11 protein-coding genes and 1 pseudogene are annotated in these 15642 nt (G+C 46.8%); 3 read left to right on the forward strand and 9 right to left on the reverse strand.

What is annotated here, in order from left to right; genetic code table 11:
- Positions 1-21: 21 nt before the first annotated feature.
- The 3 genes from rfaP to rfaQ are packed head-to-tail and all read right to left on the reverse strand — an operon-like array spanning position 22 to position 2997.
- Positions 22-819, reverse strand: coding sequence for a lipopolysaccharide core heptose(I) kinase RfaP (gene rfaP, locus QRY16_RS12025; protein WP_193406191.1), 798 nt, complete (start codon positions 817-819; stop codon positions 22-24).
- Positions 806-1945, reverse strand: coding sequence for a glycosyltransferase family 4 protein (locus QRY16_RS12030; RefSeq protein ID WP_289776735.1), 1140 nt, complete (start codon positions 1943-1945; stop codon positions 806-808). Before QRY16_RS12030 ends, rfaP begins: the two co-directional genes overlap by 14 nt.
- Positions 1942-2997, reverse strand: a complete 1056-nt coding sequence (gene rfaQ, locus QRY16_RS12035; protein WP_289776736.1) for a putative lipopolysaccharide heptosyltransferase III — start codon at positions 2995-2997, stop codon at positions 1942-1944. The genes QRY16_RS12030 and rfaQ overlap by 4 nt, the downstream gene beginning before the upstream one ends.
- A gap of 265 nt (positions 2998-3262) precedes the next feature.
- Between rfaQ and inaA the strand changes: the two genes are divergently transcribed.
- Positions 3263-3898 carry a lipopolysaccharide kinase InaA gene (inaA, locus tag QRY16_RS12040; RefSeq protein ID WP_289776773.1) on the forward strand — a complete coding sequence of 212 codons (636 nt, stop codon included), beginning with the start codon at positions 3263-3265 and terminating at the stop codon, positions 3896-3898.
- A gap of 110 nt (positions 3899-4008) precedes the next feature.
- Here inaA and QRY16_RS12045 read toward each other — a convergent pair whose 3' ends face one another.
- From QRY16_RS12045 to uidA, 4 genes are all read right to left on the reverse strand, one after another.
- Positions 4009-4626: a serine acetyltransferase gene (locus tag QRY16_RS12045; protein ID WP_289776737.1), complete on the reverse strand. Its 618-nt coding sequence runs from the start codon at positions 4624-4626 to the stop codon at positions 4009-4011.
- 779 nt (positions 4627-5405) lie between these two features.
- On the reverse strand, positions 5406-6671 hold the full coding sequence (uidC, locus tag QRY16_RS12050; RefSeq protein WP_289776738.1) for a glucuronide uptake porin UidC: 1266 nt from the start codon (positions 6669-6671) through the stop codon (positions 5406-5408).
- Between the two features lie 34 nt (positions 6672-6705).
- A complete protein-coding gene (gene uidB, locus QRY16_RS12055; protein ID WP_289776739.1) occupies positions 6706-8079 on the reverse strand; it encodes a glucuronide transporter in 1374 nt (457 codons plus the stop codon).
- Complete coding sequence (gene uidA / locus QRY16_RS12060) at positions 8076-9887, reverse strand: beta-glucuronidase (protein WP_289776740.1); 1812 nt, start codon at positions 9885-9887, stop codon at positions 8076-8078. Before uidA ends, uidB begins: the two co-directional genes overlap by 4 nt.
- A 398-nt stretch (positions 9888-10285) precedes the next feature.
- On the opposite strand from uidA, the gene QRY16_RS12065 reads away from it, so the two are divergent.
- Positions 10286-10885: a TetR/AcrR family transcriptional regulator gene (locus QRY16_RS12065; protein WP_419776129.1), complete on the forward strand. Its 600-nt coding sequence runs from the start codon at positions 10286-10288 to the stop codon at positions 10883-10885.
- Between the two features lie 331 nt (positions 10886-11216).
- Here the strand turns inward: QRY16_RS12065 and QRY16_RS12070 are convergent.
- A pseudogene (locus QRY16_RS12070) lies at positions 11217-12543 on the reverse strand (OprD family outer membrane porin).
- Between the two features lie 1080 nt (positions 12544-13623).
- On the opposite strand from QRY16_RS12070, the gene surE reads away from it, so the two are divergent.
- Positions 13624-14499 (forward strand): 5'/3'-nucleotidase SurE, encoded by an 876-nt coding sequence (surE, locus tag QRY16_RS12075; protein WP_289776742.1) that lies wholly within the window; start codon positions 13624-13626, stop codon positions 14497-14499.
- A gap of 390 nt (positions 14500-14889) precedes the next feature.
- Here the strand turns inward: surE and QRY16_RS12080 are convergent, their stop codons facing one another.
- Entirely contained in the window at positions 14890-15597 is a 708-nt protein-coding gene (locus QRY16_RS12080) for a phage antirepressor KilAC domain-containing protein (RefSeq protein WP_289776743.1), read from the reverse strand.
- Positions 15598-15642 lie beyond the last annotated feature (45 nt).

The raw sequence follows: 15642 nt of genomic DNA on the forward strand, positions 1-15642 counted from the left end.
AATGTCTGTATAGTCATATTGTCATAACGATTTGCGTATCGTTCGCTGCTGAATTTTTTGTGATTTTTTGAGAGCGGCTTTGATCAGACGAGCTTCTTTTTTGATCACGCTGGAATAATCCAGTCCTGTATAGATCTTTAAAAAATAGAGATAGTCTCGCGCATTCAGACCGAGTTCCAGTGTGGAATAATATAGGCCAATCAGATCCTTATCTCGCCAGCGGCGTGGGACATGGTGACGAGACTGCGCACGATGGAGGTCAATGATGAAAAGATCAACCTCACCTTCATTTCCTTCTAAAGATTGTTTTAGCAGGAAATGGCATAAATAACAGTCCCGATGATTAATGCCGATCTGATGCATACGTCTTACCGTGGATGCCAGGCTTCGGATTAACGTGTATTTTACAGAAGGAGATGGCCGGTTGACTTTCCAGTCCTGACAGAAATCCTCAAGGCTAATAGCGGGATTGAGATCTTCTGTGATAATAAAAGACTCCCGATTCAGCGGGTTCCAGTTCTTTTTGCCATAAGCTACGCCTTCCATTGTAGCAATGCCGTGACGTTTCAGGCGGTTAATAGCTTGCCATTCATTATCGGCCCCTAATACCGGCATCTTCAACGTAACGATATTCTTCAGTATTTCCCTGATTGTGGTTCCGCTATGGTATTTCAGGAAATAGCTTTCTTCCGCAAAATTAAATTGAATCGTGCGCCGCGTTCCGACCTGCCGGTAAGTTTCGCCCTGGAGTTGTTTTACCTGAGCAAAAACATCTTTATTTTCCCATTGGGATTTAAAGGGCTCTTTAAGAATCTGCACGTGCATCCTCATTCATAATGATAGCCGACGCACGCTCCGCAAGCTGATAAAGGTTATTCTGTTGCAGATAATTTTTGGCGCTGTTCTGCCAGTATGTTATGCGCTTTTCATCCAGCAGCGCTTCAGCCAGAGCTTCATTTATATCCGTCTGTGTAACAGGCTCCGCCAACACCAGTCCGCATCCTGAATGGGTAACATAGAATGCATAACCACAGGTGCCGCTGACAATAGCAGGCAAACCGCAGGCAATGGCCTCGATAATGACGATACCGCCTGCTTCCTGATAGGCCGGATGCAATAATAAATCAGCGGCAATCATCAGGTCGTTTATATCTTCCCGGCCTGAAAAAAACCTCACCCGATCGCTAATACCGAGCCGGGAGGCCAAACGCTGATAAGGTTCCGGCTTATCTTCACCAACCACCACGAATATGCATCTGGATCGGATATTTTCGGGCAGTGCAGCAATAGCATTCAGGCTTCTGTCAACGCCTTTGCGTTTGAAGTCTGAACCAACCTGTAGCAACAGAAAACTTTCGGATGTGGCCCCAAGTTCTGCCCGAAGCTGCTGAATGCCTGCAGATGAGCGCGCAGGTAAATGCTGGAACCGATCGGCGTCTATCCCTGGCGGCAGCATATGGATGCGCGAGTCCTGGGTATGATAGTGAGACTGGAAATCTGCTTTTTGCTTTTCAGTTAATAAAAGCAGATGCGTTTTGGCCGTCGGAGCCATTACTGCTCTTTCAGCCCGCATATAACTGCGATAACGCGGTGTCAGCTTGTAAAAAAAGCCTTTTTCCTGGCTGGTTTTCTCGGCATAACAGACATCAGCAGCAAAATAATAATCAAGGCCGGGCATTTTGTTAAACCCCACCACGACATCGACAGGATATTTTTCCCGATGCTTTCTGACCCATTTGCTGAAGTTTTCATTGCTGCTGTGGTTGGATAATCCTATCCTCGTGACGATAACGAGTTCAAATCCGGGAACGGGTTCCCCTTCCCAGGAAAACGTATACACGCGAATATCGTTGCCTTTATCCTGGCTGGCGCGGGCAATACGCATAAAATCCCGCTGCATACCGCCATAAGGGAAATAGTCGTGAAGGCAGAAAGCTATTTTCATCCGGCCTTCTCCGCTGTCACAGCACTATTTACCGCATCAATAACTTTTTCGACGGGTATATAGGATAAGTATTTAAAGCTCCGATCGATTTCGCTGCGTTTCGGCATGGGGTGATAATTACCTGCCCATACCATCCAGAATTTTTCTGTCCAGGGATGCCATGCACGATGATCCGTTGCACCAAACAGGCAAATAATGGGCGTGTCTACTGCGGCGGCAATATGCATCGGTGCTGAGTCAACACCGATAAAAAACTGTGCATGATCAATGACCGCAGCGAGTTCATCAAATGTGGTATTTCCCGCAAGTGTCATTACGGGTTTCACTTTGCATAGTTCGGCGATACGCGCAACGCAACGTTTGTCATCTTCAGAAGGACCGCAGGTAATAATCACCTTATGGTGAGTAACCCGCTGAATATAATCGATAACTTCGGCGAATTTTTCATCATCCCAGTATTTGAATTTCTGACGTGCCGTTGGTTGTACAACTACGTATTTTTGCTGATCCCACTCTTTTCCCAGACGGAATTTTATCCCTTCCCAGACAAAGGCGTGATACCCCATTTTGGTGTTTTTTACGGTAACAGGAAAATCAAACGCATTAAGGATAGACAGGTTGCGTTCCACGACGTGTGTACCTTCCGGTTTCACTAATTCATGGAAAAAAAGACGCCACAGAAACTGGTTTCGCTGCTGGAATTCAAAAGCAACGGAATAGCTGGGCGATATGAGACGCGTCATGAGACCGCTGAGCCATTGATCGCTTAAATTAACCACGAGATTATACTTTTCTTTATGAAGCTCATGCACCACTTTGAGGTAATCAAGCGTTTTATTCGAGAAGCTGGCTTTTTTATTCTTGACTGCAAAGATTTTATCTACATCATCATTTACGCGCAATATTTCAACGCTGCCTTCATAACCCAACACATCAATGATCGCGTCAGGATAATTGGCTTTTAAGCTGCTGATCACGGGTGTAATCAGCAACATGTCACCATGAAATCGAAACTTAATGACAAGTATTTTTTTTATTTTAATTTTTTTCATGGAACGCGCCAAATTTATTAATTCAAAAAAGAGAGCCGACTATGATCGTCTGATGCTCTGTCAAAAAATTACCATTTTATGCTATTTTTTGTCACGTATTTGTCATTTTGTTGTAAAGTTCACTTACCTTGCATTTTTTATTGTAACAGCGCAACCTTCACGATTCACGCTTTGGTTTTTTCTTTATTTTCAGCGGGTTGGCCCGCGCTTCCCTCATATTTTTAGCGATGTGCTTGAATGTATTTTGCCCAAAAGGATAGTTTTTATGTTGAATTTCAATGACTGGTGGGAAGTAGAAGGAAGCTGGGTAGAACCACCTAATACGCGTCGTGGAGGATTCAGCGGTGTGATCAAAACCGTGGTAAACGGTGAGGTTGTGTACATTAAACGGATGGAAAATCATCTGTATCATAGCTTACGTTATCCCTTCGGGCTTCCGACAATCATGCGCGAAGTTAATGCCATTAAGCATTTACAGCGTTCGGGTGTGGTTGTCCCAGAAATTATCTTTGGGGATGCAATACGCAAAGATGGACAATGGCGAGCTCTTCTCGTAACAAAAGAAATGAAGAACTTTTTATCGCTAGAGGACTGGTACAAAACGGGAGCGTATCAGACTATTGAAGCGTCCGTTTACGAGAGAATACTTAAGGAAATAGCTTCAGCTTTTAGAAAAATGCATCTGCAAAAACGTCAACATGGCAGTTGCTATCCAAGACATATTTTCATTCATTACGCAGATCATATCCAGGCGGGTTTTATTGACCTTGAGCACAGCCGCAGAAGACTAACCTGCGCCCAGGCTAAGAATCACGATTTTACTCAGTTTGGTAAGAAGCTTGCCGGCATGCCCAAAGACGATTGGGAGAAAGTGCTCAACTGGTATGAACAACTGGCTTAACAGCATACCGTTTAGTCATACCTGATTCGCTGGATAAACGACACGTTGTTATCCAGCGCCCATTACAGACAGACACAACCCGCGAAAACAGGCGCAAGTTAACGATATTATCAACCAGCGTCATTAATCATATCGCCGTGCGATTTTGCGTTATTTGATCGCATATAGGGCTGCACTTTTATAAAATAAGTGGTATCTGATGGGATGTCATTAAGAACAATAGACGCTGCGCCAACAGTGACGTCATCACCAATTTTCAGATCATTTCCAATAATATGTGAGCCAGCACCAATAGTTACATTGTTGCCGATTCTGATGCACCCTTCCTGATACCTGTACCGTTTCCCGATAGTGGCATTTTGAAGGATGGTCAGGTTTTCTCCTGCTATTAATATGTCAGTGATTACTATCCCGTTGAGGTGCGGAATATGTAATCCCTTCCCTATCTTCGCGCCGAGCATGATTTCAACGCCGAATCGGTCTTTGAGACGTGAATTGATTCTTTTGGCATTTTTTTTCTCGCTTTTATTCCCTGTTGCGTACATTTCATTTGCAAGGCGCCACCAGAAAAGAAAATATTTACGTCTGCCTTTTATTCTTTTTGGGAGGTCTATCCAGCTAAACTTTTCCTTTCGGGTGACTTCTTTTAACCAATATTGTTTTAGCACATCACTATTATGCCTACTCAAAAACCTTAAGGCTGAATAATAAATTCTGATGTCAAGCATGTTATACCGAACCCTAAGCAATGTAATTTTTTTGTAAAAAAAATATATTATATTTTACTTAAGGATTGATGCAAATCTATTCTGACGAAAGTCACTATTTGGCGCTCCTTTTGTACAAAACAGACTCAGATCCCTAAGCAAAAGGTTGTGAAACCATGATAATCGCGGTATTCAGCGGCTTTCTGAATCAGGAAAATCTGATTACTGCTCGTTACAGAAACTGCTAAAAGGATCCAGCAGTTTAACCATCGCTTTACAAAGCGGTTTTCCACTATTTTCAACAGGCTACATACGCTTATGTGGTATGGTATTTCATGCCTGCCATTATCGGCGTAAGGGGGTAGCGCACTGACAGAAATGCGCTAAACAGCATGTACACGCCTTTTTTGAGGTAACAGAACGCCTTTCTTTTTAGTCAGGGATGTTTTCTCACTTTACAGTTATGACTGGATTTAACCTTGTGAAAAATAATGAAAACTATCATAAGTAAAACCGCCTGCCGGACATAGCACGCCGTCTCAATATTAATTTTTATAAAGATATGACGCCTGACAAAAAGGATTAATTTCTTTCTATGCAAGCGTGCGACCTCATTCCATGTATTCATGATCTGAGCGCTTATGCCATAGTTGTTATTTTTTATTATTTTAAGAACGAGTGAAGTAATTATCCAGTCCGTTAATTTATAAACAGTTTTTACAGTATCCCATTTCAATTAGAAATCAACAGAAAATTAACTATGCCTGAAAATATTAGGAAAAATAATGCTTCAGCCATTTTTACCTTAATGTAAAATCATATTGAATACTGAGCTTTATATCCCAGTAATTCAGCCTGTCGCCCAGGGCACTTCCGTCTCTTTTCTCTCTGCCCTTATCAGCAGCAAGAAATATGTTGAGTCCTTTTAGCGGCCCCTGTGTCTGACGATGATTTATTCCACCCAGCAGGCCAAGCCCCTGAATTTTGACATCCTGGCGGTTTGATTCATATCCATGTGTAACGATTGGCGCCACAATAACGCTTGTTGAGGCTGTCAGATTATAATTAATCCCGGCCTGCCATGAGACCATATTTTCCCGATTACGATCGAGGCTTAAAGAAAAAGGGTATCCGATGTCAGTATCCACCACGGCACCGCTAATTGCATGTTGCATATAACCTGCACTGGTAAACAGATTCCCCCAGGGGGCCAGCCAGGTGAGTTGTCCGCTAACCAGTGAAGTCTCATCAGGCGATATTTCCGAACGGCTCAGACCGTCCAGATGAACATAAAGACCCAGCAGTTCACCTTTTAAGGCATATTTGTCGTTTAACTCAAACCGTTTTTCCAGAATAGTTTGCAGTTGCGTTGAAACATCTTGCTGAATTGAGGCCCCAACAGAATAACGGCTTTTTTTATCGTGCCAGCTGGTAGCCAGAAATGTTCGTGGGCGGTGCTTATCGTATTCCCCCGTTGCTGCATTATAAACGCCTTCATCACGAATGCCGGTTGCTGAATCCGTCCAGTTAAACACGCGCGTGCGCCACATAGCCCAAAATTCCAGATGAGGTGACATTGCAAAATAGCCCAGCGCGCCTTCCGAAACTGTCGGTAGCGTTCGCTGTGAGCTACTGCCGATTAGCGGGATCCGCCACGGCAGACTGCCATAACCGTAGTCAGTGCCAAAACGCCCAACTTTTAACAGCATATGGTCTGAATATTTAATATTCACCGCACCCAGTGCAAAGCCAAAGCTATCATGATTATCAAGATACCAGCGGGTACTCATATTTTCACGTGCGCCTAATTTATAAACATAATAAGCGCCACCTTCTACACCAACAGCATCCTGATAATAACCACTCCTGAAATCAACTAAAGCACCTTGTACCCAGGCATAAATATTTTTTGCATTTCCCGCACTGGGTTTATCCGCTCGGCGCAATTCATTTTTTAAACGTATACGCAATGCGGGATCATCTTCAGTTATTTTCTCAGCATGAACGCAGGCACAAGTAGATAGCGCAGCTATACTTATAGCTGCGATTTTCGCATTTATTTTCATATTTAACCTTGCAGGTTTTATTTTTACGAAAGATTTATCTATTGAAGTCTTTAATTAATTGTTGTTGCGCACGTTTGCGCACCTCAATTTCCTTTACAATCTCACTGAATTTTTTATCCGTTAGCGGATAAAACCAAATAACACCTAAAGCTAATAACATAAACAGGCAGGGAACCAGCGCGATTGATATTCTTATACCCATAATAACGTCAGATGTTTGTGCCTGGTTAGCAATATATCCGCTCATTCCGAGAATAAAAGCTGGAAACGATCCGCCAATTGCCTGACCGCATTTACGTGTAAAAGAGAAAAATGAATATGTCAGCCCCTCGATACGTACACCCGTTAAGTATTCGCCGTATTCAACCGTGTCAGCTTCCAGCGCCCACATAACAGTCATAGTGATCCCCTGCCCAATAGAAGCAATTGCCAGCGCCGTCAATGCGTATAATGGTGGCTGGTCAGACAGCAGAAAAAACAGCAAATAACCCAGCGTCCCGATGCCCGCACCGCTAAGAAATGTATTTTTTTTACCCAGCCGCTTAACCAGCCGTGGAACCAGGGGTGCCGAGCCGAGCGAACCTACCAACATTTGCACCAACACCAGTATGGAAAACAGTTCAACATCATTCAGTACGTAGCGTACGTAAAACAGTGAAGAGGCACTGACGGCGAAAGTTGAAATCAAAATACACAGCGCGGCGATGCACAACAGCATGAGCGGCCGGTTTTTCTTCAGCGTCTGTAGACTGATATGCAATGAAGGCTGCGCGACGATACGAACCACATTTTCCCGTGTGGATTTAAAGCACAGGAAATAGAGGATCAAACCTGTCACGGCAAGGGTAACGGTCCAGTCAAAATAGACGGATCGTATTTCTGACGCACCAACACCACTTATTTTGGGTCCGATAATAAATGCCAGACAGACAAACGTCAGCGCCGCCGCCACGCTACGCGCAGCGCCCAGTCTGGCGCGAGACTGAGGCTGCTGCGTCATGGCGGTAGCCAGCGATCCGTAAGGAATGTTGACCAGGCTATAGCAAAGACCCAGCCCCATATAGGTCACGTAAGCATAAATAACCTTACTGGTATGACTCCATTCAGATGGAACACAGAATACCAGCACGCTGAAAAGCATCAGCGGTGGCGTAGCAAACAACAGAAAGGGGCGGAATTTACCCCAGCGCGTATTCACGCTATCCACAATACGTCCCGCAGCAATATCGGCAAAGGCATCAAAAACGCGCACGACCAACAGCATGGCTCCGGCGGCAGCGGCACCGACGCCTGCAACGTCGGTGTAATAGCTGAGCAGGAACAGCGCGCCCATAGCAAAGGCGATGTTGTTGGCTACATCCCCCAGGCTGTAGCCGATTATGGTTCGCCATGGCAGTTGTTGACTCATTCCTTGTCTCCCTGAGCTGGCTTTTCGCCAAACGCCATTTCTGTCCAGCGCTTTTTCAGCACAAAAGCGGCAGATTTTGGCCTCCGATCACGGGTAAAAATGCCTTTTTTATTCCCTCCGACCCGCATGATGCCCTGTGAAGTAGCGAAATCGGCGAAGTTCCATACCTGCTCGCCGGTCACCGCACTGACGCGATCAAATACCCGGTGATACATCGCCAGCCAGGCGCACTGATACTCCTCACTCCACATATCCTGGTAAACCGAGTGCAGGCCCGCCAGGGTATCGACACCGTATTCCGTCATAATAATCGGACGGTGTAGTTTTGCCTGCCATGCCAAAAGCTCTCGCTCTAATACCCGCTCGGCCTTCTCCAGATCTCCACACTGAACGTACCAGCCGTAATAGCGGTTCAGGCAGACGACGTCGAAAAGATCGGTAATGGTGTCGGTTTCAGCATCGCAGAACATCACATTAACGCAGGTGATCGGTCGTGTCGGATCTAACTCACGGGTGGCCTTAGCCAGCGGTTCAAAATATTCCCGGGCGCCTTCAGGACGTGTATCCGGTTCGTTCGCGATACTCCACATCACGACACTCGGATGATTTTTGTCGCGCTCAATCAGTTCTTTAATCGCCTGCAAATGCGCTTGCTGGGTTTCACCGTTAATGGCTTCTTCGCTGTAGAGTTCTTTGGGCTTTTCACCGGCGTCAAAGCCAATCCCCAGCGACAAATTAAAGCCAACCGCCGCCGTTTCGTTAATTACCACGATGCCATGTTCGTCAGCCCAGTCGAGCATCTCCTCAGCATAAGGATAATGAGAAGTCCGGTAGGAATTGGCGCCAATCCAGTTCATCAGGGCATGGTCGTGGACCATCAAAACAGGATCAAATCCTTTTCCACGAAAATCCGCGTCTTCATGTCTGCCAAAGCCAGTAAAATAGAACGGCTTGTGGTTGATCAAAAACTGCTCGCCTTTGACGGCAACCGAACGGATGCCAACCCGTAGCGGATATTCATCGCGCTCACCCTCGGCTTCACTGGAAACCCACAACTCATACAAATATCCCTTACCCGGTTCCCAGAGATGAGGCTTATCCAGGATAAATGTGCCTGTTGCGCCGTGACCCGTCGCAACTTTCTGCTGCTTGCTGTCACGTAATTCGACCTGGATGTTTCCGCAGGCAACCACTTCCCATGACATGGTTGCCTGCTTCCTGCTGGTCGCCACGTCAGTCAGCACGGTGATGTCCTGAACGTACTTTTTAGGGGTGGTGTAGAGCATCACGCTACAGTGAATACCCGCATAGTTGAAAAAGTCATGAAAATAAGACTGCTGTTTTTTTCCATTTTCCTGCTGAGTAACCATGCCCGGCGGAATAGTTTGCCAGTTGAGTTCGTTATTGACGCAGACGGTGATGCGTACTGTTTCTCCAGCGGTTACCAGATGGCTAATATCTGCTTCAAAAGGGGTGTAGCCGCCCTGATGTTCCATCACAAAGTGATCGTTGACCCATACACTTCCCCGGTGTGTTACGGCATCAAAGCGCAGCACGATGCGTCGATCATTCCAGCCATGTGGAATACGGGTTTCCCGCTGATACCAGACATCCCCTACGTAATCATGGATCGCTGCATCGGCAAACTGGTCGTTATAACTTCCCGGTACGGCGATAGCGCGACGCTCCGGTAACGCCTGACGCCACCAGGATTGCTTTCTTCCGGCATCATCTGCATCAAGTGAAAAAGACCAGAGTCCATCAAGACGTTTAATTTCACGCGAAGGCGTTTCAGTGGGACGTAACATGATAAAGCTCCTTAAAAATAAGAAAGGGGGAACAGAGTCCGAAAGGCGCATTTTCTGACTCATCCTTCAACGGAATAAAAGTAATCAGAAAGCGGTTACACAGACTTAACATGAAGCATCAGCAGGAAGTATTTGCGGAGTGGCGTTCTAAAATGACGATCATAAATTTTCATATTGCAAGTGGCGTAGCGTGATTGCACTCGCAAAATAAATAAACACATCATTGACTTTAGCCGCACTTTGTTCAACCGAACGTTCGTTCGAGAGATTTCAGCTTCTTGCGTTACTTTTTTACGAAGCGGGAATTAAAAAACGAAAGTGTGAGTACAAATTTGTGCCTTGCCGGACAACTCTTTTACAATGCCGGTAACAAGCCACCGAATTTATCTGGAAACGCAATGACGCTAAACGCAGTTCCCCCAACCCCTGAGCGCGTACTGATTGCGGCACGGCAATGTTTTTCCATCAATGGCTTTCATAGCACCTCAATGAAAACCATCTGTAAAACATGCAATATTAGTCCCGGTACGCTTTATCATCATTTTCCCTCCAAGGAAGCGTTAATTCAGGCTATTATCCTGGAAGATCAAGAGCGTGCGATGATGCATTTTCGCGAACCCATTGCAGGAAAAGAGCTCGTGGATTATCTGGTTGCATCCTGTCTGCAGGTCACTGAAGAAGATCAGGCACAACGTGCATTGGTCGTGGAGATCATGGCAGAAGGGATGCGTAATGCTGAAGTTGCGAAGATGCTCGAAGAAAAATATCAGGCAATTACGGCTTTGCTGACCGAACGCCTAAAGGAAGCCAGACAGGCTGGCGTTATCGGTATGGCAGTTGATTTATCCTGTGCGGCAAGATTACTTTTAACCGTAACGTATGGCGCGATTGCGGGTGCAGAAGCGCTGGCAAAGGGCAACAGAGAGATATTTTCCACCACGCTGAAAAACATGTTTTGTGGGCTATTGCAAATTCCTTCACCGTTTCCTGCCACGTAACGACTACAGCTCCCACTGTACGGGCCATGTCTGGGCAAAAATGGACGCGCGAGTTGGCCTGTGTGGCCGAAAGCGATCTGTCTGAAGATCCCGACAGGGCGGTAACAGGCTCACCGTCTGCTCGCGTTACTGCTCCTTCGGAATAGCGACCACAATGCTAAACATTTCAGTGATTTTCATCAGAGTTCAAAAACAAAAAACCTGATTTTCGACGGATGTCAGAAAATCAGGTTTTATCTGTCAGCGCAGTCATAAGCGGTTTTCGCCCTCTGAGATTTTACTTTTTGGCTGAAATCTCAGCGGAGAAACGTGACTCGGCCTATTACGCGACTCAGAACATGCGGAAGCGGTATTCAATGCTCACTTCTGACCCAAGCGAGTGGGTCCGCATGTAGCGACCGTCCGTCAGCACCGGGGTTTTGCCGCTGCTTTTGTACGACCAGCCCGGACCGAACATCACCCACACCGTCAGGTTCTTTAGCTGCGGGTCGGAAGGCGCCCAGCGGCTGAAAACGCTAATTCCACCACTGCGTACGTGGTTGCCCTTGTAACTGAACTGGGCGATATTGCCCGACAGCCCCACTGCCAGTTCCGGCGTCAGCAGATAGTCCGATATATTCGCCAGTACCAGCTCCCCGTCGCGCATATAGTCATCGCCCGCATTGGCCATTGAGATAAAGGTGCCACGCGAGTTTTTGCTCATATGACGTGGGTAAAAACCCACTTCGTTAGCCTTTTTGGCATCGGTATAACCTATCCCCCACTTGCTACTCCAGCGATCAGCCTTCCAGGTGGCATCAAGGGCAAAGTGCCAGGCGTTATTGTCGAAGTCGCGTTTGCTTTCAGGCATGGCGGTATATTCATCGAGAGCGTAGGTAGCGTAGATTTGCGTGCCGATATTCAGCCGCTCGATGGGCCTGAAGTTAGTGAATAAGAGATGGCGGCGCAGATAGCTGTCGCTTTCACCGTAGCCGTCGGCTTTTCCATAGCAGATCGCCGCTGGCGAGGTAATTGATATTGCGTCCGGTATTCGTCTGGAAGTGCTGCTTGTCCGGTGAGTTACGTTGCATCGAGTTTTCGATATACGCCCCGCGCAGAGTCAAATCGTCATAGCTTAGCGAGCTGCTCCAGCCGGAATAGGTGGTTGGCGACAGGCGCGTTGAAGTGGTGATAACGCCGAAATTTTTCAGTACCTGCCAACCCCAGCGGGCGTTGAGCTGTACATCCGCCACATCATATTTCAGCTTGATATTGCGCTGGCCGAATTTAGAAAAGCCTCCGGCATTGCTTTTCTTATTTCCGCTGCCCTTATTATAAAGCACACCACGAGAGTTAAAATAATCGCTGGCTCCCAGCTTAACGGCGCCATAATAGATGGCATCAACGCCGATTATATCGTCAAAATAGCCAGACTGATAATCAATCGCAACGCCCTGCCCCCAGACATTATGTACGTGTTTAGGTTTGGCATTGCCTTCATTCAGATATTTCCACTGGTTCATTAGTGATAGCGACATCGTTGAATCACGAAAAAATGGATCAGCGATAATATTATTTATCGCCGTATCTTGTTTAAGATTATCATTATTATCAGCAGCCCAGACTGACGCAGAGATGCCGAGCGCAACAAGCGCCAAAGCAATGCGATTCAGGTTCATAATATTACCCTAGCATAGAGCCACAGCGCGTTCTTACCGGCGAGCGTTAATAGCGAGCTGCGGCCAAACGGAATGAAATGAATGTTATTTTATTCGTCGTCGAATGCCTTTCCCTGCTTCGACGCATTTCAGCGAACCGATTTACGGCACCCTATAGCGAGCAAATTTAATAAAATATTTAATTTTTGGTTATCACCTTATTAAAACCACTTTCAAAGCCATCGAAGAACATCCCGACCAGTCCGAGGAACTGATCATCGCGTTCCACCTGTTTTAAAATGACGGTCATGATTTCTTGCTGCTATGCGGCGGCGCTGGCATAGAAGCGACCCGACATGCCCCTGGTTCCTTCGCCTAAACAGCCTGGCTATCTGTACGTTGTCGTGGATCAGCAGCAAACTGGCCCACACCTGATCGCTGTCGGGAACAGTAAACAGAACATCTTTTAACAGTGCGAAATAGATGGTCACCGCATCATCAAAAGATATTACTGTCTTATTTTTACCGGACAGGCTGCAGCATTTACGACAACCATTAACTCTGTCAGCCGTTTTTCATTTATATTCTCCTTTTTATCCGCCGACCAAAACAAAAAACCCACGTCCTTTTTCGGGAGCGGTGATAACCGTTCGCGATATATGACGTAGGTTTTGCCTGTATATACAGTAACAATCCAGTGACGGCGACAATATCATCAACGCCGATAAATCACACTCACTTTTTAGGCATGAAATTAATATCTGTGATCGTGTTCATATCGTAAATGGCGCATCAAACCTGAATATAAATATTTAACGAAAAACAGACTTATATATAAATATTCGATTAACTGAAAGGCGTAAAAAAATAATTTAATTTATCCTTTTAATATAAAAATTCTGTTTTATTTATTGAGCTCTGTCACAGAAAATAGCCTGTCTCTCTGGACGACAACGATTACTGGGCGTATTTTCATTGTCATCCTGGGATTGTTACTGAATGCAGGCAAAACCTAAGATATTTGTCGCAGCCGCGCTGTGTGCAAGTGTCTTAGGTTTTTTTTGCGCCTATCAGGCCCTGACCATCACACAAGGAGCACCAATGAAAACAAAAATACTCGCCGCCGCCCTGCTTTCTGCCTTCGCCTTCACCGCGCAGGCAGCATCGGCCCCGCTGAAGATTCTGATCGTCAATGACGACGGCTGCGAATCGCCAGGTAGCACCTCGCTGCAAGACAAGTTGACGGCTAAAGGCTATGACGTCTGGATGGTGGCCCCGGCCACTAATCAGAGTGGTATTGGCTCCGCCATTACCTTTAAAACCGGCAAGCTCTTCGACGTTAAAAAAGTCGCCAGCAAACGTTACTGCTTCCCCGGCACGCCAGCCGACGCCGTTGATTTCGGCCTGTGGGGGATATTGAAGGACGCCGCGCCAGATTTGGTTATCTCCGGGGTTAACGACGGCCCCAACACTGGCATGTCGCAGGTAAACTCCGGCACCGTCGGCGCCGCCGCACGCGCTGTACGCTATGGCTTTCCGGCGATTGCGGCCAGCATCGGTTACATCCTTACCGAAGATGAGATGAAAAATAAGTGGCCGAGCACCCAAAAATACTGGCCAGAATCGGTCGATTACGTTGTCAGTATGGTCGATAAGCTCAACGCTAAACACAAGGCGGGCACACCTGTACTGCCCAAAGGTTCTGGCCTAAGCATTAATTACCCGGCGTTGGCAAAAACAGACATCAAGGGCGTGCACTACATCGGTAACGAAGTATTCCCCACGCCGCAGATCGGCTATGAATTGTTGGCAGACGGCAAGGCAAAGCAGACCATGAACCCGGCTGCGCTGACACCGGTTCTGAACGACACTGACGCCGGCTGGCTCAATAAGGGATATATCACCTATACCCTCTTTGACGGCGTATGGAACGCCCCGCAGTTTCAGGCGCAATACGAAGCGCTGTTAAATAAATAAGCGAGTCATGCGATAACAGCTAACCCTGTATTTATAAGTCAAACCTGAGTGGCGGGCCTGGCTGGCGCTCAGGTTTTTTTAATGCTGTTTCATCAATGGGTGCAGCGAGCGCGCTGCTTTTTTATGCGTTACACGACAGAGAACGTCACCAGCCCAGCGGGAACAATCTGTTCCCCGGCAGAACACGTTTATCTGTCAGCAATTTAAAAAGTCAGCAACGCAGATCCTACTGACCTGCATTCGTTAACGAACGCGCCAGAATATGTTCCGGCGCCCCGATTGCTACAGGTAAACAGCCGCATCGTCGCTTCGGTCATGAGATCGGCTTTCTCAGAAGGCAAAAACTCACCATTTACATCTCTTTCAAAGAGAAGAAATTGCGTATCTGTTTTAAGCCGCCGCGCCTTTTGGCTGTAACGCGATATGCCCTGCCCACAAACTGGCAACCCATTTAACACCTTTCGCGGTGAAGCGTGCCTGAGAAAAAGCGTGCTGATTTTCACCAATACCGGAATGCAGAGTGAAATAGCCCGCCTGCAAATGATAGTGCTGCGGTGTCAGTACACCATTAGCGCGATACATGATGTTACGCTCCAGCAAAAATTGCCGGAATTCCGGTTCCTTCGCCTTCAGCATTTTGCAAAGCTGACGAAAGCCTAGCGCGTCCTGAACGTCTACAAAACGGTCAAAAAATTCAGCCTTTGGGGCAGAGAGCGCCAGTTGCTGTTCTGCTGCCAGACGCTGTTCAAACTGTTCCGCCCAGGCACGTGCGGCGGCGGCAGGATTAGTAAAGTCCGGTAAATGTGCACTTTTCTCGCGATCCTGCCAGCGATCGAGCGCTTCTGCTGTGAATCCTGGAGAAAGTCGCGCAACGGCCAGTAAAGAGTCCCGTTTATTCAGGCAATATTCCTGACGCATTTCCCCTTCCCGCTCATAAACATTAACGCTTATGGGCTGCGAAAGACGTTGCGCAGCTTCCAGGCTTTTGATCAAACGCTTCACCTCACCATGAGTAATGCCGGTCATTTTGGCAATTTCACGGCTGCTCATCGTGATCGATTGATTCAGCGAATTGAGGTTTTCTGTCGACATCATCATAGGCATCACCATCTACTTACTCACACTAATACCCAGCGGGCAGTA

It is taken from the genome of Mixta mediterraneensis, assembly GCF_030283135.1.
Taxonomy (GTDB): domain Bacteria; phylum Pseudomonadota; class Gammaproteobacteria; order Enterobacterales; family Enterobacteriaceae; genus Pantoea; species Pantoea mediterraneensis.

Bases quoted from the DNA above. Each gene is read 5' to 3' on its own strand.
- QRY16_RS12080 (WP_289776743.1), bottom strand. From the start codon at position 15,597: ATGATGATGTCGACAGAAAACCTCAATTCGCTGAATCAATCGATCACG.
- uidA (WP_289776740.1), bottom strand. From the start codon at position 9,887: ATGTTACGTCCCACTGAAACGCCTTCGCGTGAAATTAAACGTCTTGAT.
- QRY16_RS12030 (WP_289776735.1), bottom strand. From the start codon at position 1,945: ATGAAAATAGCTTTCTGCCTTCACGACTATTTCCCTTATGGCGGTATG.
- uidB (WP_289776739.1), bottom strand. From the start codon at position 8,079: ATGAGTCAACAACTGCCATGGCGAACCATAATCGGCTACAGCCTGGGG.
- rfaQ (WP_289776736.1), bottom strand. From the start codon at position 2,997: ATGAAAAAAATTAAAATAAAAAAAATACTTGTCATTAAGTTTCGATTT.
- QRY16_RS12065 (WP_419776129.1), top strand. From the start codon at position 10,286: ATGACGCTAAACGCAGTTCCCCCAACCCCTGAGCGCGTACTGATTGCG.
- surE (WP_289776742.1), top strand. From the start codon at position 13,624: ATGAAAACAAAAATACTCGCCGCCGCCCTGCTTTCTGCCTTCGCCTTC.
- inaA (WP_289776773.1), top strand. From the start codon at position 3,263: ATGTTGAATTTCAATGACTGGTGGGAAGTAGAAGGAAGCTGGGTAGAA.
- uidC (WP_289776738.1), bottom strand. From the start codon at position 6,671: ATGAAAATAAATGCGAAAATCGCAGCTATAAGTATAGCTGCGCTATCT.
- QRY16_RS12045 (WP_289776737.1), bottom strand. From the start codon at position 4,626: ATGCTTGACATCAGAATTTATTATTCAGCCTTAAGGTTTTTGAGTAGG.